14 protein-coding genes are annotated in these 18,258 nt (G+C 71.8%); 6 read left to right on the plus strand and 8 right to left on the minus strand.

Features of this window, described 5'->3' with window-relative positions; translation table 11 throughout:
- Positions 1–21 precede the first annotated feature (21 nt).
- On the minus strand, positions 22–855 hold the full coding sequence (locus ABZS69_RS08780; protein ID WP_355368746.1) for an AraC family transcriptional regulator: 834 nt from the start codon (positions 853–855) through the stop codon (positions 22–24).
- Between the two features lie 134 nt (positions 856–989).
- On the opposite strand from ABZS69_RS08780, the gene ABZS69_RS08785 reads away from it, so the two are divergent.
- Together ABZS69_RS08785 and ABZS69_RS08790 are read left to right on the plus strand one after the other, a co-directional pair.
- Positions 990–1,949: a DMT family transporter gene (locus tag ABZS69_RS08785; protein ID WP_355368748.1), complete on the plus strand. Its 960-nt coding sequence runs from the start codon at positions 990–992 to the stop codon at positions 1,947–1,949.
- 61 nt (positions 1,950–2,010) lie between these two features.
- Positions 2,011–3,027, plus strand: coding sequence for a class I mannose-6-phosphate isomerase (locus tag ABZS69_RS08790; RefSeq protein WP_355368750.1), 1,017 nt, complete (start codon positions 2,011–2,013; stop codon positions 3,025–3,027).
- Between the two features lie 24 nt (positions 3,028–3,051).
- On the opposite strand, the gene ABZS69_RS08795 is transcribed toward ABZS69_RS08790, so the two are convergent.
- Genes ABZS69_RS08795 through ABZS69_RS08805 form a run of 3 tightly spaced genes read right to left on the minus strand, consistent with a single transcriptional unit; the run spans position 3,052 to position 6,936 of the window.
- Entirely contained in the window at positions 3,052–4,047 is a 996-nt protein-coding gene (locus ABZS69_RS08795; protein ID WP_355368752.1) for a hydroxyacid dehydrogenase, read from the minus strand.
- Positions 4,044–5,093, minus strand: coding sequence for a LacI family DNA-binding transcriptional regulator (locus tag ABZS69_RS08800; protein ID WP_355368754.1), 1,050 nt, complete (start codon positions 5,091–5,093; stop codon positions 4,044–4,046). Before ABZS69_RS08800 ends, ABZS69_RS08795 begins: the two co-directional genes overlap by 4 nt.
- Positions 5,077–6,936, minus strand: a complete 1,860-nt coding sequence (locus tag ABZS69_RS08805; RefSeq protein ID WP_355368756.1) for a DUF2264 domain-containing protein — start codon at positions 6,934–6,936, stop codon at positions 5,077–5,079. Before ABZS69_RS08805 ends, ABZS69_RS08800 begins: the two co-directional genes overlap by 17 nt.
- A 272-nt stretch (positions 6,937–7,208) precedes the next feature.
- Here ABZS69_RS08805 and ABZS69_RS08810 point away from each other — a divergent pair, with 272 nt between their 5' ends.
- From ABZS69_RS08810 to ABZS69_RS08825, 4 genes are read left to right on the plus strand one after another with little or no spacing between them, the layout of a single operon-like run.
- The gene (locus ABZS69_RS08810; RefSeq protein WP_355368759.1) at positions 7,209–9,206 is read left to right on the plus strand and encodes an ABC transporter substrate-binding protein; all 1,998 of its coding nucleotides are present in this window, start codon (positions 7,209–7,211) and stop codon (positions 9,204–9,206) included.
- Between the two features lie 4 nt (positions 9,207–9,210).
- Positions 9,211–10,200 (plus strand): ABC transporter permease, encoded by a 990-nt coding sequence (locus ABZS69_RS08815; protein ID WP_355368761.1) that lies wholly within the window; start codon positions 9,211–9,213, stop codon positions 10,198–10,200.
- A 12-nt stretch (positions 10,201–10,212) separates the two neighbouring features.
- On the plus strand, positions 10,213–11,292 hold the full coding sequence (locus ABZS69_RS08820; RefSeq protein WP_355368763.1) for an ABC transporter permease: 1,080 nt from the start codon (positions 10,213–10,215) through the stop codon (positions 11,290–11,292).
- A 17-nt stretch (positions 11,293–11,309) separates the two neighbouring features.
- On the plus strand, positions 11,310–13,418 hold the full coding sequence (locus ABZS69_RS08825; protein WP_355368765.1) for an ABC transporter ATP-binding protein: 2,109 nt from the start codon (positions 11,310–11,312) through the stop codon (positions 13,416–13,418).
- Here ABZS69_RS08825 and ABZS69_RS08830 read toward each other — a convergent pair.
- From ABZS69_RS08830 to ABZS69_RS08845, 4 genes are all read right to left on the minus strand, one after another.
- A complete protein-coding gene (locus ABZS69_RS08830) occupies positions 13,365–14,891 on the minus strand; it encodes a heparinase II/III family protein (RefSeq protein WP_355368767.1) in 1,527 nt (508 codons plus the stop codon). The genes ABZS69_RS08825 and ABZS69_RS08830 overlap by 54 nt on opposite strands.
- 62 nt (positions 14,892–14,953) lie before the next feature.
- Entirely contained in the window at positions 14,954–16,309 is a 1,356-nt protein-coding gene (locus ABZS69_RS08835; RefSeq protein ID WP_355368769.1) for a sugar ABC transporter substrate-binding protein, read from the minus strand.
- Positions 16,310–16,330: 21 nt separating this feature from the next.
- Complete coding sequence (locus tag ABZS69_RS08840) at positions 16,331–17,236, minus strand: carbohydrate ABC transporter permease (protein ID WP_355368771.1); 906 nt, start codon at positions 17,234–17,236, stop codon at positions 16,331–16,333.
- Positions 17,233–18,138 carry a sugar ABC transporter permease gene (locus ABZS69_RS08845; protein WP_355368773.1) on the minus strand — a complete coding sequence of 302 codons (906 nt, stop codon included), beginning with the start codon at positions 18,136–18,138 and terminating at the stop codon, positions 17,233–17,235. Before ABZS69_RS08845 ends, ABZS69_RS08840 begins: the two co-directional genes overlap by 4 nt.
- Positions 18,139–18,258: the final 120 nt, after the last annotated feature.

Here is an 18,258-nt window from a genome sequence, read left to right on the forward strand (position 1 = left end):
TGGGACGGACTGGGAACGGCGTCAGCCGGATCTGGCCAGCCGGTACTGGGTGGGCGTGACGCCGTACGAGCGGGTGAACCAGCGGGTGAGGTGGGCCTGGTCGGTGAACCCGGCCTCGACGGCCGCCCGCGCCGCCGGATGGCCCTGGGCGAGCAGGCGGCGGGCGGCGCGCAGCCGCAACTGGCGCTGATACTCGCTGGGCGCCAGCCCGTAGGCCGTGCGGAAGGCCCGGTAGACGGCGTACCGGCTGGAGCCGGCCCAGGCCGCGAGGTCGTCGGCGCTGATCGGCTCGGCGTGGCGGTCGTGGATCAGCTCGCGCGCCCTGGCGGCGAGCCGCGCGGCGGCGGGCGCGCGGAGGACGGCGGGCGGTCCGGGAGGCGTGCGCGCGGCCAGGCGGACGAGGGCGGCGACGGTGGAGGAGAGCAGCTCGTCGCGTTCGAGCGGGCCGGCCCCGTGCTGGAGGGCGGCGTGCAGCCGGCGCAGCCGCGCCGCGAGCACGGGCGAGCCGAGGACCGGCGCGGCGAACAGGGGCCGCCCGACCGGACGCCCGGCCAGGTCCTGGAGCACGTCGGTGATCAGGTCCTCGCCGATGTGCACGATCCGGTACGTGAAGCCCAGCTCGTGGGCCGCGTGCCCGTCGTGCACCTCGTCGGGGTTGAACGCCATCACCATCCCGGCCGCGCTGGTGTGCCCGGCGCCCCGGCAGGTGAAGGTCTGCGCGCCGTGCTCGGTGACGCCGAAGGAGTAGGTCTCGTGGCTGTGCCGGTGGTAGCGGTGGCGCAGGAAGCTCGCGTACATGGCCTCCAGCGGCATCCCGTCCGCGCGCCAGTAGCTGGCCCACTCGTCGCCGATCATCGCGTCACCCCCCGGTCGCCGCCGCGCACGAGCGTACAAGACCGGCATACCGCCCCGGGCGCAGGCTGATCGCTGCCGCCGCGCCCGTCTTCCCCGTCCTTCGGCGCGGAACGGCCCGTTGCGGAGGTGGCCCCATGGCAAGCACGGAAACGAGCGGTACCCGGCCCTACCTTCTGCTGGTCACGACGATGTTGCTGTGGGGCAGCGGCTTCAGCGCCTCCAAGGTGATCGTCGACCATCTGCCCCACTCCGTGGTCGCGACCCTGCGGTTCGGCGGCGGAGCCCTGGCGCTGCTGGTCGCCCTGCGGCTCTTCCGCCAGGGCGGCGGCCGGCGCACGTCGGCGCGTGACTGGGCACGGGCGGCCGGGGCGGGCGTGCTCGGCGTCTTCGTCTACAACCTGCTGTTCTTCTGGGGGCTGTCGCTGGCCCCGGCGATCGACGGGAGCACCATCGTCCCGGTCATGAGCCCCGTGCTGACCACGACCTTCCTGCTGGTCACCGGCCGGGAGCGGGCGTCCGCGGCGCGGGTCGCGGGGCTGGCGACCGGCGCGGCCGGGGCCGTGATCTTCTTCGTGGGCTCGGGCGGGGAGGCGGGCGCGGGCCAGGGCCGCCTCGCCGGGGACCTGCTCTTCCTGCTCAGCGCCGGCTGCTGGGCGGCGTTCACGCTGTCCGGCCGCCGCGTGCTCGCGGGCATCGAGCCGCTCAAGGCGACGACGTACGCGACGCTGAGCGGGTCGGTGCTCCTGGGGATCTACAGCGCGCCGTCGGCCGCCGGGGTGGTCTGGCACGACGTGCCCGCCTACGTGTGGCTGAACGTGGCCTTCGTCGCGCTCGGCCCGACCGCGGTGGCGAACCTGCTCTACTACCGGGGCATCCGCGACGTGGGACCGGCGTCGGCGTCGATCATGATGTTCCTCGTGCCCGTCGTCGGGACCACGTGCTCCGCCCTGTTCCTGGGCGAGTCGTTCGGCACCGTGCAGGCGGCGGGCGCGGCCGTGCTCCTCGTCGGAGCCGTCCTCGCCGTCACCCAGGGCAGGCTCCCGGTACGGCGGCGCAATGTCGTTCGAGAACCCGCCTCACCTCGACGGAGTTGAACACTGGGAGCCTCCCCCCGAGTGGGGCCGCTCCAAGCAGGTCTGACATGATTCGGGGAGTATGACTATCTACCGCCTGCCCGCCAACACACCCCGCTCGTTCTACCGGGGCGAGGGGCGCATCGGCAGGTTCCGTGGCATTCGTCCCGCCGATGACCCGTACTTTCCGGAAGATTGGATCGCCTCGACCACGAGCCGGCACGGCGCGGCGCCCGCGGGGCTGACCACGCTGCCCGACGGCCGGTCACTGGCCGAGGCCATCGCCGGCGATCCCCTGTGGTGGCTGGGGGAGCGGCACGTCGCGGAGCACGGTGCCGACCCGGCGATCCTGGTGAAGCTGCTCGACGCGGGCGAACGCCTGCCGCTGCACGTGCACCCCGACCGCCGGTTCGCCGCCGCCCACCTGGCCTCGCCGTACGGGAAGACCGAGGCGTGGGTGATCGTCTCGGCCGAGCCGGGGGCGGCGGTGCACCTCGGCTTCGCGAGGGACGTGGAGCCGGGCGAGCTGGCCGGCTGGGTCGCGGACCAGCGGATCGACCAGATGCTCGGCGCCACGAACCGGGTGCCGGTGCGGGCCGGCGACGCGATCGTCTGCCCCGCGGGCGTGCCGCACGCCATCGGGGCCGGGGTCCTCATGGTCGAGGTGCAGGAGCCGACCGACTTCTCCGTGCTGCTGGAGTGGAAGGGCTTCGACATCGACGGCCCGGCCGCCGGGCATCTGGGGCTCGGCTACGAGCAGGCGCTCGCCTGCGTCGACAGGAGCGGCTGGGGCGCGGAACAGCTCGGCGAGCTCAGCCGCGCCCGCGGCTCGGCGGCCGACGCCCGGCCCGGGGTCCACCGGCTCTTCCCCGAGCTCGCCGACGAGTTCTTCGCGGCCGAGCGGCTGCGCCCCGATCCCGTCAGCGTGCTGGAGCCGGCTTACTCCGTCGTCGTGATCACGGCCGGTGACGGCTCCGTCGAGTGCGAGCACGGCGAGCCGGTCCAGGTCGGCGCCGGGGACACGCTGCTCGTCCCGTACGCGGCCGGGCGGTGCACGCTGCGCGGCGACGTCACGGCGGTGCGCTGCAAACCGGCCTGACCCAGGCCGGCCCGGCCAGGGTCGTCAGGCGATGCGGGGCAGGTCGGCGAGGCGGACCTGCCCGTGGAGCGGCCGCCCCGTGACGAACCGTTCGACCTCGCCCACCGCGTACTCTCCCAGCGCGCGCAGCTCCCCGCCGCGCGCGCCGCTGACGTGCGGGGTCACCCAGACCCCGGGCGCGGACAGCAGGGGATGGCCCGCCGGCAGCGGCTCGGGGTCGGTGACGTCGAGGATGGCGTTCAGCCTGCCGGATACGCACTCGCCGGTGAGCGCCTCGGTGTCGACGAGCGTGCCGCGGGCGGTGTTGACCAGCGTGGCGCCGTCCGGCAGCAGGCCGAGGCGGCGCTCGTCCAGCAGCCGGTACGTCTCGGGCAGGGCGGGCGCGTGGACCGTCACCAGGTCGGCGCGGCGGCACAGGTCGTCGAGTCCGACCGGTTCGCAGCCGAGCTCGCGTGCCCGGCCGGCGTCCACGTAAGGGTCGCTGAGCAGCGGGGTCACGCCGTACGCCCGGAGCCGTTCGATCACCAGGCGGCCGACGCGGGAGGCGCCGATGACGCCGACGGTGGCGGCGCCGAGCCCGGCGCGTTCGCCCGGAGCCGGCACGCCGCCGGGCCGGGGGCCGTCCGGCCAGCCGCCCGCCGCGTAGCCGCGGATCCGGCGCGGCACTGACTTGGCGGCCAGGACCAGCATCGACATCGTGTAGTCGGCCACCGGCACCGCGTTCGCCGCGGCGGCCGACGACACGACGATGCCCCGTTCGAACACCTCCGCGGTGACGTGCTCCTTGACGCTGCCGGCGGCGTGCGCGATGGCCCGCAGCCTGGGCGCGCGCTCCAGCACGGCCGTGTCGATGCGGGGGCACCCCCAGCCGGTGATCAGCACGTCCACGTCGGCGAGCGGCCCCCCGAGGTGGGTGAGCACGGCGTCGGGGGCCTCGACCAGCCCGGCCAGCCGTTCGCGCACGTCATCGGGGAAGATCTCGCTGAACAGCCCGCCGTGCATCGCGAAGGCGGCCCTCACCGCACGCTCCGCAGGCGCCGCACCGAGCGCCTGACCACGATGTGGGTGCCGAGCGTGACCGGCGGCTCGGCCAGCGGGTCCTTGCCGGACAGGGCCAGGCGTACGGCGGCCCGGCCCAGCTCGGCGTGCGGCAGGTGGACGGTCGTCAGCCCGATGTCCTCGGCCGGGGGCACGTCGTCGTAGCCGACGATGGAGATGTCCTCGGGAATGCGCAGGCCGTGCTCGTGGATCGCCTGTACGGCCCCGGCGGCGATCACGTCGGTGGCGGCGAAGACCGCGGTGAAGTCGCGGCGCCCGGAGGCGAGCAGCCGCTTCATCGCCGCGTAGCCGCTGGGCCGGCCGAACTCGCAATGTATCTCGAACGCCGGGTCGTGGCCCACCCCGTGGTCGGCGAGGGCCGCGCGGTAACCCGCCACGCGGCTGTCGGACGTGGTGTGGCCGGGGCGCGCCCCCAGATAGAGGATGCGCCGATGCCCGGCCGACAGCAGGTGGGCGGTGACGGCGTGGGCTCCGCCCGTGTTGTCGAGCTCCACCGTCAGCGCCGGGACCCCCTCGCCGAGCGGCGGCCGGCCGCACAGCACCAGGCGCGAGCCCGAGGAGGCCAGCCCGTGGGCGTAGCGCGTCATGCGCTCGCGGTAGTCGTCGTCCAGGATCACGCTGCCCACCAGGATGACCGCCTCGGCGCGCTGCTCGCGCATCATCTGGACGATGCTGAGCTCGCGCTCCGTGTCGCCGCCGGTGGTGCAGATGAGCGACAGGCGCCCCTCGGCGGCGGCCTGCTCCTCCACGCCCTGGGCGATGTAGGCGTAGTACGGCATCGACACCGAGTTGACGACGATGGCCACGGCTCCGGGCGAGGCCACGGACAGCGCCCTGGCCTGGGCGTTCGGCACGTAGTCCAGCTCGCGTACCGCGCGCAGCACCTTGTTCCTGGTGCTCGGCTGCACCGGGTAGTCACCGGCCAGGGTGCGCGAGACGGTCGCCACCGAGACCCCGGCCTGCTTGGCGACGTCGCGGATGGTGACGCGTTTAGCCGGTCCAGACAACGCGCGCCCCCACGGATCCGTTGCGGGTGTAGGCGGGCTCGCGGCCGAGCGCGACCGTGACCCGCGATCCAGCGGCATCATTCCACGAGACCCGGTCGCCCTCCACGCGAATTTCCGGGATCCGCGCCGGGGAGCCGCGGCCCAGCCGCACCGCCGAGACGTAGACCGCGGCGCCGCCGGGATGGGCGCCGACCAGGTACGGCGTGGTGGAGTGCGGGCCGATCGCGTTCTCGTCCTGGCGCAGCGCCGCCTGGGCGGTCCGCCAGCCGTGCAGCCCGGCGATCTCGCTCACCAGACCCGCCCGCCCGGACGCCCTGGGCTCGTCCGGGGCGGTTCGCGCGGAGGCGGTGAGTCCGGCCAGCGTGACCGCGCAGGGCTCGGAGGAGGCCACCGCGTGGCCGCCGTCGCGGACCACGCTGCCCGCCGGGGCGGTGACGCGGTGGACGCGTACCTCCCACGGCCCGTCGAGCACGGAGGCGGTCTCCACGACGACCTCGCCGTCGGTGTAGCGGGAGGCGGCGAAGTCGCGGGCGACGCCGATGCGCTCGATGCGGCGGCGCCGGGTGGAGCGCCCGTCGGGGAGGAGCACGGCGAGGTGGTTGTCGACGTTCTCGGCCCGGCCGCCCGGGCCGGTCTCGGGCGCGGTGTGCGTGGAGTAGCCGAGCTTGGCGTAGTGCGGGTCGTCCTTGGCGGTGTCGGGGTCGTTGCCGTCGCTGCCGTGGTTGACCAGGCGGGTGACCCCGTCGGTGCGGTGCAGGAGCCAGCCGGGCGCGGGCAGGGCCAGGGTGAGGTCACCGTCGCCGGGCTCGGCGGCCGGGGCCGTCCAGACCGGGTGGTCCGGGCCGAGCAGCAGTCCCAGAAACCCCTTGCTCGCCCAGTACGGCGACGCCGGCCCCGAGTAGCCCTGGGTCACCGGCAGGTACGGCCGGTGCCACCCCAGGGTGAGCAGCCCGCCCTCGTCGGGCACGCCGTGGGCGGCGAAGTGGTCGAGCGTGCGGCCCGCCATCAGGCGCGTGGTCCCCGGCTCGACGGGGGAGGCGTCGAAGAGCGCGCCGAGCCAGAGCGGGGCCAGGCTCGCCATGCGGTACGTGAGCGACCGGCCCTGGTGCATCGGGGCGCCGTCGGGGGCGAAGAAGTGCCGGTAGCCGTCCAGGAACGTGCGCAGCCGCTCCTTGTGGACCGTGGCGTCGGCGCCCGACATCCTGGCCCACCAGAGCGTGTAGAGGTGGATGGCCCAGCCGCAGTAGTAGTCGTAGTTCTGCCCGGCGCCGTCGGTGTACCAGCCGTCGCCGGCGTACCAGCGCTCGACCTCCGCGAGGTGCCCGTCGATCTCGCCCTGGTCGTACGGCCCGCCGGCCCCGGCCAGGAACTGCTCGACGATCACCTTGAACAGCACCCAGTTGCACGGCCAGGCGCGCTTGCCCACGATCCCGCCCAGCCAGGACACCACCCGCTCCCGGACGCCCGGGTCGAGCCGGTCGAACAGCAGCGGCCGGGTCTCGTGCAGCGCGATCGCGATCGAGGCGGCCTCCACGATCGGCTGGCTCAGGTCGGTGACGGCCGGCCAGGCGTACTCGTGGCCGGGGTCCGTGCCGTGCGCGAGCCCGTCGGCGTAGCGCTCCAGCAGGCCCGCGGGCGCGTCGGCCGGGTCGCCCGCGAGGCGGAACGCGGCGAGCAGGAACGTGCGCGCGAACCCTTCGAGCCCGTCGGAGGCCGGCCCCGACCAGCTCGTCCGGCCCGGCAGCCGGTACTGCGCGAAGCCGGGAGAGGCATGCGGCGCCACGGCGTCGAGCAGCCCGTCCGCCACCTTCACCCAGTGCTCGCGAGGGCGGTCAGCGCGCACGAGTGCCTCCTGGTAATCGGTTACTAGTCAGCTCGGCGCGAACATACGCACGCTTCACAACCGCCGTCAAGACCCGCCCCGGCCGGAGGTAACGAGATGCTAACAACTCCGCCGACCCCGGTGGTGAACCCGCAGGAAGGCCCGACATTTCCGGATTCGGGGATTCGTGGATGGGTCTTGACGACCGGGTAACCGGCTCTTAGCGTTCAGCGCAACTTGTCGAGTAACCGGTTACCAAGCCATTCGCCCCCAGCCGCTCTTGGAGTCTCGACATGGCCCATCGACCCGATCTCTCCAGCCTCAGCCGCCGCGACCTGATCAGGCTCGGCGGCGGCGCTCTCCTCGTCACCACCTCGCTGTCGGCGTGCACCACCCCCGGATCACAGGGCGGATCGCAGGCGTCGAAGAGCGCGCCGCCGGCCAACCGCCCGCTGGAGGCCCCGACGCTCGCCGAGCAGGTCAAGGCGGGCAAGCTGCCCGCGCTCGCCGAACGGCTGCCCGAGGTGGCCGACCGCCTGGTCGTGGACGGGCCCGAGGGCCTGGGCGGCTACGGCGGCACGTACCGCGGAGCCTGCCTCGGCGAGGGCGACGACCCGTGGCTGGAGCGCCTGATCGCCTACGAGCCGATGCTGCGCATGGACCCGGCCGGCAAGGCGACGCTGCCCGGCACTTTCAAGGAGGTCTCCGCCGGAGCCGGCGGCACCGAGTACACCCTCCACATGCGCAAGGGCATGCGCTGGTCGGACGGCGAGCCGTTCACCGCGGACGACGTGCTGTTCGCGATCGAGGACGTCTACTACAACGAGAAGGTCACCACCACGGGAGTGCCGGCGCTGCTGCACGTGGACGGCGAGCGCGCCAAGGTGGAGAAGGTCGACGACCACACGGTGAAGCTCACCTTCGCCAAGCCCAAGGGCGACTTCCTCGACGGCTGCCGCAGCGCCACCTGGACGGGGGCCAACTTCGGCTTCTACCCCAAGCACTACCTCAAGGACTTCCACCCGACGTACAACAAGGACGTCGAGAAGGACATGGAGAAGAAGGGGTTCGGCGAGTTCGCGGCCTACTGGGAGGACCGGATCAAGTGGTGGAACAACCCTGAACGCCCGACCCTGCACGCGTGGGTGGTGACCGACCCGCTCAACACCGGCGACCGGGCGGTGGCCGAGCGCAACCCGTACTACTGGAAGGTCGACTCCGGCGGCGCGCAGCTGCCCTACATCGACAAGCTGGAGTTCGCGATCATCCAGGAGGCCGAGGTGATGCTGCTCCAGGGTGTGGACGGCAAGCTCGACTTCCACGCCCGGCACATCAACTCCGACGTGAACAAGCCGGTGCTGGCCGAGGGACGGCAGAAGGGCGGCTACCACTTCATCAAGGTCGAGCCGACCACGATGAACCGGATGATCATCTCCTTGAACCTGTGCCACAAGAACAAGGAGCTGCGCGAGGTCTTCAGGAACAAGGACTTCCGCGTCGGCCTGTCCCACGCCATCGACCGGCAGAACATCATCAACACCGCCTACCAGCGCCAGGGCGAGCCCTGGCAGGCGGCGCCGCACCGCAACTCGGAGTTCTTCGACGAGCAGATGGCCAAGCAGTACACGCAGTACGACGTGAACCTGGCCAACCAGCACCTCGACCAGGCGGGGCTGACCCGGAAGGACGGCGAGGGCTTCCGCCTGCTGCCGGGCGGCGAACGGCTGCGCTTCTCCCTCGACCTGATCACGCTGTTCCCCGAGTGGGCCAACGCGGCCGAGATGGTCCGCCAGAACTGGGCGGCGGTCGGCGTCGAGATGAAGGTGAACCCGATCGAGCGCACCCTGTTCTACGACCGCAAGGCGGCCAAGGCCAACGACCACGACGCGAACGTCTGGGCCGGGGACGGCGGCCTGCGCATCGAGATCGACGAGCCGCGCTGGTGGTTCCCCAACGGGGAGGAGTCCAACTACGCCACCCGCTGGGGCATGTACTTCCAGACCCGCGGCGAGAACGAGGACGGGGAGAAGCCGCCCGCGCAGACGCTGCGCCAGATGGAGCTCTACTGGCAGATGCGGACCGAGCCCGACCAGGCCAAGCGCAAGGAGCTGTTCCGGCAGATCCTCGCGATCGCCAAGGAGCAGTTCTACGCCATCGGGATCGTCCTGCCCACCGACGGCTACGCGATCGTCAGCAACAGGCTGAAGAACGTGCCGGCGAGCTACCCCGACGCGTTCCAGTTCCTCTCGCCCGGGCTCGTCAACGTGCCGACCTGGTACTTCGGGGCCTGAGCCGATGCTGCGCTACCTCGGCAGGCGCGTCCTCGTCCTCATCCCGACGCTGGTCGCGATCTCCGTCGTCACGTTCGTGGTCATCCAGCTCCCGCCGGGCGACTACCTGACCACGCTGACCGCGCAGCGGGCCGCCCTGGGCGACGCCGTGCCCACGGGCGAGGTGGCCCGGCTGACCGAGCGCTACGGCCTGGACCAGCCGGTCATCGTGCAGTACTGGCAGTGGATCTCCAACATCCTGTTCCACGGGGACTTCGGCGAGTCCTTCGACTACGCCCGGCCGGTCACCGCGCTGCTCGCCGAACGGCTGCCGCTGACGATCACGCTGTCGCTGGTCACGCTCGTCTTCATCTGGGCGATGTCGTTCCCCATCGGCGTCTACTCCGCGATCCGGCAGTACTCGGCGGGCGACTACACCTTCACCTTCCTCGGCTATCTCGGGCTCGCCGTGCCCAACTTCCTGATCGCGCTCGTGCTGATGTGGGCCGGGCTCAAGTTCTTCGGCCTGAACGCGGGCGGGATCCTGTCGCCGGAGTACCGCGACGCCCCGTGGAGCCTGGCCAAGGTGGGCGACCTGGTGGCCCATCTGTGGATCCCGATCGTCATCTGGGGCACGGCCGGCACCGCGGGCAACATCCGCGTGCTGCGCGCCAACCTGCTGGACGAGCTGCGCAAGCCGTACGTGGTCGCGGCCAGGGCGCGCGGCATGCCCGAGCGGAAGATGACGATCATGTATCCGGTGCGGGTGGCGATGAACCCGTTCTTCTCCACCATCGGCTGGGTCCTGCCCGGACTGATCGCCGCGGACGCGATCACCTCCAAGGTGCTGAACCTGCAGACCACCGGGCCGCTGATGCTGCGCGCGCTGCTGGCCCAGGACATGTACCTGGCCGGGGCGATCCTGCTGATCAGCGCGGTGCTGGTGGTGGTCGGCACGCTGGTCTCCGACGTCGCGCTCGGCTGGCTGGACCCGCGCGTCCGGCTCAGGTACTAGGAGGGCCCGATCATGAAGGACGAGACCCTCGCCGTCGCGTCGCAGTGGAAGCTCGTCTGGTGGGGCTTCAAGCGTCACCGGGTCGCGCTGGTCTGCGGCTTCGTCACCGTCGCCATCTACCTGGTGGCGGTCTTCGCGCCGTTCCTCGCCCCCGGCTCCGGCCAGCGGACCAACGCCGACTACACCTACGCCCCGCCGCAGGGGCTGCACTTCGACACCGGCACCGGGCTGTACGTCCACCCGTACACCTTCAAGCAGGACCCGGAGACGCTGGCGCTGTCGTTCGAGGTCGACGAGGGCAAGAAGGTGCCGGTCGGGTTCTTCGTCAAGGGCGAGCCGTACGAGCTGCTCGGGTTCATCCCCTGGGACCGGCACCTGATCGGCCCTTCGGACGGGGGGCACATGTACCTGCTGGGCACCGACTCCGTGGGCCGTGACCTGCTGTCCAGGATCATCAGGGGCACCACGGTGTCCATGTCGATCGGGCTGGTCGGCGTGCTGCTCTCGCTGGTGCTGGGCATCGTGCTCGGCGGCGTGTCCGGGTACGTGGGCGGCCGCACGGACACGGTGATCCAGCGCGTCATCGAGATCATCATGTCGATCCCGACGATCCCGCTGTGGATGGCGCTGTTCGCGGCCGTGCCGGCCTCGTGGAGCCAGCTCGAACGCTACTTCGCGCTCACCGTCGTCATCTCGCTGGTCGGCTGGACCGGCATGGCCAGGGAGGTGCGGGGCAAGTTCTTCGCGGTGCGCGGCGAGGAGTACGTCATGGCCGCGACCGCCGACGGCGCCGGGCGCTTCCGGATCATGTTCCGGCACATGCTGCCGTCGTTCACCAGCCACATCATCGCCAACCTGTCGCTGTCGATCCCGTCGGTGATCCTGGCCGAGACCGCGCTGTCGTTCATCGGGCTCGGCCTGCAGACTCCGATGATCAGCTGGGGCGTGTTGCTGCAGGAGGCGCAGAACATCAGGGCGGTGTCCACCGCGCCCTGGATGCTCATCCCCGGCCTCGCGGTCGTGGTGACCGTGCTGGCCATGAACTTCTTCGGCGACGGCCTGCGCGACGCGGCCGACCCGTACAAGCACTGATCTCTCCGGAGGGCCCCGTGGAAGGACCGCTGCTCACGATCGAGGGGCTGCGCACCCACTTCTTCACCTCGGAAGGCGTGCTCAGGGCCGTGGACGGGGTGGACCTGTCGGTCCCTGCGGGCAGGACCGTCTGCCTGGTCGGCGAGTCGGGATGCGGCAAGTCCGTCACCGCGCGCTCGATCCTGCAGCTCGTCGACCGGCCGGGCCGGATCGTCGAGGGCTCGATCCGCTGGAAGGGCGCGACCGACCTGGCCGGGCTCGACCCGGCAGGGGAGGAGCTCCGGCGGGTGCGCGGCGGCGAGATCGGCATGATCTTCCAGGAGCCGATGGCGTCCCTGTCGCCCATGTACACCGTGGGCGCCCAGCTCTCCCAGGCGCTGCGGCTGCATCGCGACCTGACCAGGCAGGAGGCCCGGCAGGAAGGCGTCGCGCTGCTGGGCAAGGTCGGCATCCCCAACGCGGAGCAGCGCTTCGACGCCTACCCGTTCCAGCTGTCGGGCGGCATGTGCCAGCGCGTGATGATCGCGATCGCGCTGTGCTGCGACCCGGCGCTGCTGATCGCCGACGAGCCGACGACCGCGCTCGACGTCACCACGCAGGCGCGCATCCTCGACCTGATGATGGACCTGCGCGCGCAGAACGACATGGCGATCCTGTTCATCACCCACGACCTCGGCGTGGTCGCGGAGATCGCCGACGAGGTTGCCGTCATGTACCTCGGCAAGATCGTCGAGCACGGCACCGTGGAGGAGATCTTCTCCGACCCCCGCCACCCGTACACCCGAGCGCTGCTCCGCTCCATCCCGGAGCTGCGGGGGAGCGGGGCCCGCCGGCGGCTGACCGCGATCCGCGGCATGGTGCCGTCACTGCGTCAGGTGCCGGACGGGTGCCCGTTCCACACCCGCTGCGACCACGCGATCGACGGCCTCTGCGACACCGCGCCGCCCCCGCTCAGGAGGTACGGCGCGGCGCACGTGGCCTCCTGCCACCTCGACGAGGTCCCGGCCGAGCCCCCGGCCCCGGCGCTCCGGGTCGCCGAGCGGGCCGCCGCCGCGGAGCCGGTCGGCCCCCTGCTCAGGATCGAGGGGCTGGCCAAGCACTACCCGATCGGCGGCGGCCTGTTCCGCAGGCCGACGGGGATCGTGCGCGCCGTGGACGGGGTCGACCTGACGATCCCGCCCGGCCGGACGCTGGGCCTGGTGGGGGAGTCGGGGTGCGGGAAGACCACCCTCGGCCGGTGCGTGGCCCGGCTGGCCGACCCGACCGCGGGGCGCATCCTCTACCGGACCGCCTCGGGGGACGAGGTCGACCTCGCCACGGTGACCGGAGCCCGGCTGAAGGAGTTCCGGCGGCAGATCCGGGTGATCTTCCAGGACCCGTTCTCCTCCCTCAACCCCCGGATGACGCTCAAGCAGATCGTCGGCGAACCCCTCAAGACCCACGGCATCGCCTCCGGCGGCGAGCTGACCGACCGGGTGGCGGACATGCTGACCCGCGTCGGGCTCCGCCCCGAGTACATGCGGCGCTACCCGCACGCGTTCTCCGGCGGCCAGCGGCAGCGCATCAACATCGCGCGGGCGCTGATCACCGGACCCCGGCTGGTGGTGGCCGACGAGCCGGTCTCCGCGCTGGACGTGTCCGTGCGCGCCCAGATCCTCAACCTGCTCACCGACCTGCAGGAGGAGCTCGGGCTGACGTACCTGTTCATCTCGCACGACCTGTCCGTGGTCGAGCACATCAGCGACCGGGTCACCGTCATGTACCTGGGCAAGGTCGTGGAGGACGCCGGCACGGCCGATCTCTACCGGCGGCCGCGCCACCCGTACACCGAGGCGCTGCTGCACGCCGTGCCGGTGCCCGACCCGGCGCGGCGGCGGGCGCGGCACGCCTTCGAGATCGCCGACGACCTGCCCGACCCGGCCGCGCCGCCGCCCGGGTGCCGCTTCCACACCCGCTGCGCGCACGTCCGCGCCGGGCTGTGCCACACCGACGTGCCCGAGCTGCGGGCGTACGGCGAGCGGCGGCGGGCGGCCTGCCACCACGCGGCCGAGCTCACCCTCGCCGGGGTGGGGTCAGCGGCAGGTGAAGCGGAGGTCGACGGCCGGATGGCCGGGCGGGACGCGTAGCCGCAGGCGGTAGACGGTGTCCGGGCGGCCGTGGTGGTCGCGGGTGTGCAGCGTCTCGACCGCGGCCGCGAATCCTGGATGGTCGAGGGTGACCAGGCCGTCCCAGCTCACCAGGCCGCCGCGCGGCTCGGGGCGGATGCGGCTGATGAACACCTCCTCGACCGGGACGTCGCCGGCGAACTCGTCACGCAGGTCGAGCCGGCCGTCCCGGTGCCAGCGGAACCGGCGGACCACGGGCCCCGGGTAGGCGGAGGTGAGGTCGAGCGCGAAGGTCAGGCCGTCGGGCGTCTCGGCGTACTCCAGCACCTCGGCGCGCCCGCCGCGCTGGGGGACGCCGCCGACGACCGGCAGCGAGTGGCCCTGCGCCGAGGGGTGCAGGAAGGTGTGACGCCGGTCGCCGAAGTAGTCCCGCGTGTACTCCCCGGCCCCCAGGTCGTCCAGCACGTTGCGACCGCCGGCCCTGAGGACGAAGTGGCCCAGGTCGTCGTGGTTGTGCGGCTCGTCGTTGTGCCCGCCCTTGGCCGCGAAGCCGTAGCCGTGCTCGCCCCGGTCCACCACCCAGGCCAGGTCGGGCAGATAGCTGACGGCCGGCACGGGACGCGACGGCAGCGGGCGGCTCCAGGAGAGCGTTCTGGACAGGTGGCCCCACCGGTAGCAGTGGTCGGCGTGGAACGAGGGCACGCCGTCCGGCCCCGGCGTGCCGAAGCGCTCGGCCAGCCTGGTCAGCAGCCCGGCCGGGAGTGACGGGTCGTCCGTCGTGTCCGAGAACGGCACGTGCCCGCCGTCGGCGAACCGCACCCGGTGCGGGAACGCGGCCATCGCGGCCACCTTGGGATCGTCGAGCAGGTCTTCCCCGGTGCGCTCGCGCAGCGCCTCGGCGAAGTAGACGAAGTAGCCGAACCCGTAGACCCAGTACGCGACGCCTTCGACGCAGCCGCCGTCGTCGCCGTACCCGTCCAGGAAACGCCGCATCGCGGCCCGGCACCGCTCCAGCACCGGCTCGGGGTCGTCCAGCACCGCCAGCGCCGCCATCCCGGCGGCGCCCCCGCACACCGCCTCCCAGTTGTTGCCGAACCCCTCCCACTCCATGGGACGCGGGTCCAGGAACCGGTCGAGGACCCGCCGTACGACCTCGGCGCGGGCCCGCTCGCCGACCACCGGGTCCACCCGTCCGGCGAGCTCGGCCAGCGTGTGCGCGGTCTCGCAGGCGAACAGGTCGACGGGCATCGACCGGTGCGCGGGCAGCACCCACGTGTACTCGTCGCAGGTCGCCCACACCACGTCGTCGAGGGCGTCCCCCGGATCCAGCAGGGCCAGGGCCGCGAGCCTGGCGCGGCGGCCGAAGTAGCGCCGCTCGTAGCCCAGCCGGTCGCCCGTGCGCCCGAATTCGCGGAAGGCGGTGTACGGCAGATCAGGCAGCGGCTCGTCGCTCGCCGCGACCTCGCGGATCTCGCGTACCAGACCGGACAGCACGGCTTCGATCATAAGGAATCGGGCGGCCCGCGGCATCGCGCCGGGCCGCCCGATCCGCCGGGTCAGCCGGCGCTGAGCGTGAAGCCCTGCTCGGTGCCGAAGGAGGTGATGCGGTCCTGCCAGGTCTTCAGCGCGCCGGCCAGATCGCCGCCGCCGTCGATGGCCTGGCCCACCGTGTCCTTGAAGATGCTGTTGGCGTACACCTGGAACGGCAGGTACTGCCACTCGGGGCGGACGGCGGCCGAGGCGTCGCCCAGGACCTGGTTGATCTTCTGCCCGCCGAAGAAGTCCTGCGGCGCGTCACGGAAGGCCGGGTCGTCGAGCAGCGCCTTCGTGGCGGGGAACAGCCCGGCCTCGGAGTTCAGCGACTTGACGGCCTCCGGGTCGGAGTTGAGCCACTCCGCGAAGGCGACGGCGGCCGGGATGTTCTTGCTCTGCGGGATGACCGCCACCGACGAGCCGCCGTTCTCGGAGTTCATCGGCTTGGCCGCGTCGAACTGGGGCATCGGGGCGACCGCCCACTTGCCCTTGGTCTTGGGGATGGAGTTGATGATGCCGTTCGGGGCCCAGGCGCCGGTCAGCCAGGCCGCGTACTTGCCGGAGCCCATGCCCTTCCACCACTCGTCCGTCCAGCCGGGCTGCGGGTCGACCAGCTTCTCGCCGAGCAAGGTGTTCCAGGTGCCGACCCACTGCTTGACGCCGGGGTCGGAGGTGAGATTGACGCTGACCGAGCTCTCGCCCGAGGTCTTGAACGGCGTGCCGCCCGCCTGCCAGATCATGCTGTCCACGCCGCCGGCGTCACCGGGGTCGATGGTGGCAATGAAGTTGTCCGGGTTGTCGGCCTTGATCTTCTTGGCCGCGTCCACGAACTCCGCCCACGTGGCCGGGGGCTTGATCTTCAGCTTGTCGAAGATGTCCTTGCGGTAGAACATCGCCATCGGGCCGGTGTCCTGCGGGATGCCGTACACGCCGCCGTTGATCGCCACCTGGCCCCACGCCGCGGGGGCGAACTTGTCCTTCAGGTCGGCGGCGCCGTAGTCGGCCAGGTTGACGACCTGCTTGGCCAGCGCGAGCTGGGGGAGCGCGAAATACTCGACCTGCGCCACGTCGGGCGCGCCGGAGCCGGCCTTGATCGCGGTCTGCAACTTGGTGTACTGGTCGGCGGATTGCCCCGCGTTGACCACGTTGACCTTGATGTTCGGATATTTCGCCTGGAAGCGGGCGACGGTCTTCTCGATCCCCGTGACCCACGTCCAGAACGTCAGCTCGGCCGGCTTGCTCAGCGCGTCCTGGACGGCCGCCGACGCGCTCGGTGCGGCGGCCGGCGCGGTGGAGCCCCCTCCGGAGCCGCCGCCGCACGCGGCCAGTGCCAGTGACAGGGCCGCGGCGACACCGGCGGTCATCGCATGTCTTCTCATGATGTTTCCTCACTCACGGGGTTACTGCTTGACGCTTCCGGTGGCCAGACCCGACTGCCAGTACCGCTGGAGCACCAGGAAGGCGACGATCAACGGCACGATGGACAGCAGGCTGCCGGTCAGGATGAGCTGGTAGCTGGCGTCTCCGGCGCCCGAGGTGCCGCTGTTGGCCTGGGCGTTCCACTGGTTGAGCCCGACGGTCAGCGGGAACCAGTCCGGCGTGTTGAGCACGATCAGCGGCAGGAAATAGTTGTTCCACGTCGCGACCAGCGCGAAGAGCAGGACCGTGACGAACCCGGGGGCCAGCAGCCGCAGGGCGATGGTGCGGAAGATCCTGAACTCGCCCGCCCCGTCGATGCGGGCCGACTCCAGGATCGAGTCGGGCACGGCGTCGGCCGCGTAGACCCGCATCAGGTAGAGGCCGAACGGGCTGCACAGCGCCGGGATGAGCACCGCCCACGGGGTGTCGACGATCCCGACCTGGCTGAAGAGCAGGTACGTCGGCACCGCCAGGGCCGTGCCAGGGATGGAGATGGCGCCGAGCACCATCGCGAACAGCAGCTTGCGGCCCGGGAAGTCGTACTTCGCCAGGGCGTACCCGCCGAGGGTGGCCAGCAGGGCGGCGCCGCCCGCGCCCACCACGGCGTAGAGCACGGTGTTGCCGAACCAGCGCAGGAAGATGCCGTTCTGGTAGCTCAGGGTGTCGCCGATGTTGGCGAACAGGTGGAAGTCCCCGCCGAACCACAGCCCGAAGGTCGAGAACAGGTCGGCGCCGCTCTTGCTGGCGTTGGCCAGCAGCCAGAACAGCGGGAGCACCGCGTACCCGAACATCACCAGCATGAGCACGGTGAGGGTGGCGCTCTTCCTGCGCCGCCTCGCGGGGGCGGATCGGTGCGCGCCGGACCGGCGCGTGGCGACCGCGGTCACAGGGTCTGCTCCCTTCTCGCCGTGAGGAGTTGCACGGCGTACGCGATCACGACGGTGACGAGGCCGAGGACCACGGCGACGGCGGCCGAGTAGTTGATCTGCTGGCCGTTGAAGGCGAGGTTGTAGGCGTACATGTTGGGGGTGTAGCCGGTCGAGATCACCGCGGGCGCGAGCTTCTGGAGGATGTTCGGCTCGTTGAAGAGCTGGAAGCTGCCGATGATCGAGAAGATCGTCGCCACGAGCAGCGCGGGGCGCAGGGCGGGCAGCTTGATGCTCCAGGCGATGCGGAAGGCGCCCGCGCCGTCCATCTCGGCGGCCTCGTAGAGCTCCTCCGGGATGGCCCGCAGCGCGGCGTACAGGATGATCATGTTGTAGCCGACGTACTCCCAGGTCACCATGTTGCCGATGGAGGTCAGCATCCAGGAGCGCGACAGCAGGTCCGGGGCCGCGACCCCGAGCGCGTCGCCGAGCTGGCCCACCAGGCCGAACTGGTCGCCGTACATGTAGCCCCACATGAGGGCCGCCACCACGGCCGGCACCGCGTACGGCATGAAGATGGCGATGCGGAAGAGCGACGGCCAGCGCAGTCGGCCGCTGTCGATGGCGAGCGCGCACGCCAGCGCGATGAGCAGCATGATGGGCACCTGCACGACCAGGAAGAGCGCCACGCGGAGCAGGCCCGCCCCGAACAGCGCGTCGCCCAGGGCGCGGGTGTAGTTGGCCAGCCCGGAGAAGACCGTGCCGCCGATGAGGCGGTCCTGGAAGAAGCTGAGGTAGATCGCGTACATCAGCGGCGCGACCACCGCGACCAGGAAGAACACGAAGAACGGCAGGAAGAAGGCGTAGCCGGCGAACCGCAGGCGAAGGAGCGGCCGCCCGGGCCGGGCGGCCCGCGCGGTCATGTCGCGCTCCTCTGCGATGTTCGCGCTGCCACGAATACTGGCACTGAGCTCTCCTTGTCGGGGCCGTCCGCGGCCGATGGGCCGCGCCGCTACCTGCGCCACCGGGGACCTACGCGCTGC

Source organism: Nonomuraea sp. NPDC005650 (genome assembly GCF_040605375.1).
GTDB lineage: Bacteria > Actinomycetota > Actinomycetes > Streptosporangiales > Streptosporangiaceae > Nonomuraea.

What these genes read in the sequence shown, in the direction of transcription:
- ABZS69_RS08780 (WP_355368746.1), bottom strand. Translation starts at nt 855, where the DNA reads ATGATCGGCGACGAGTGGGCCAGCTACTGGCGCGCGGACGGGATGCCG.
- ABZS69_RS08785 (WP_355368748.1), top strand. Translation starts at nt 990, where the DNA reads ATGGCAAGCACGGAAACGAGCGGTACCCGGCCCTACCTTCTGCTGGTC.
- ABZS69_RS08790 (WP_355368750.1), top strand. Translation starts at nt 2,011, where the DNA reads ATGACTATCTACCGCCTGCCCGCCAACACACCCCGCTCGTTCTACCGG.
- ABZS69_RS08810 (WP_355368759.1), top strand. Translation starts at nt 7,209, where the DNA reads ATGGCCCATCGACCCGATCTCTCCAGCCTCAGCCGCCGCGACCTGATC.
- ABZS69_RS08815 (WP_355368761.1), top strand. Translation starts at nt 9,211, where the DNA reads ATGCTGCGCTACCTCGGCAGGCGCGTCCTCGTCCTCATCCCGACGCTG.
- ABZS69_RS08820 (WP_355368763.1), top strand. Translation starts at nt 10,213, where the DNA reads ATGAAGGACGAGACCCTCGCCGTCGCGTCGCAGTGGAAGCTCGTCTGG.
- ABZS69_RS08835 (WP_355368769.1), bottom strand. Translation starts at nt 16,309, where the DNA reads ATGAGAAGACATGCGATGACCGCCGGTGTCGCCGCGGCCCTGTCACTG.
- ABZS69_RS08845 (WP_355368773.1), bottom strand. Translation starts at nt 18,138, where the DNA reads ATGACCGCGCGGGCCGCCCGGCCCGGGCGGCCGCTCCTTCGCCTGCGG.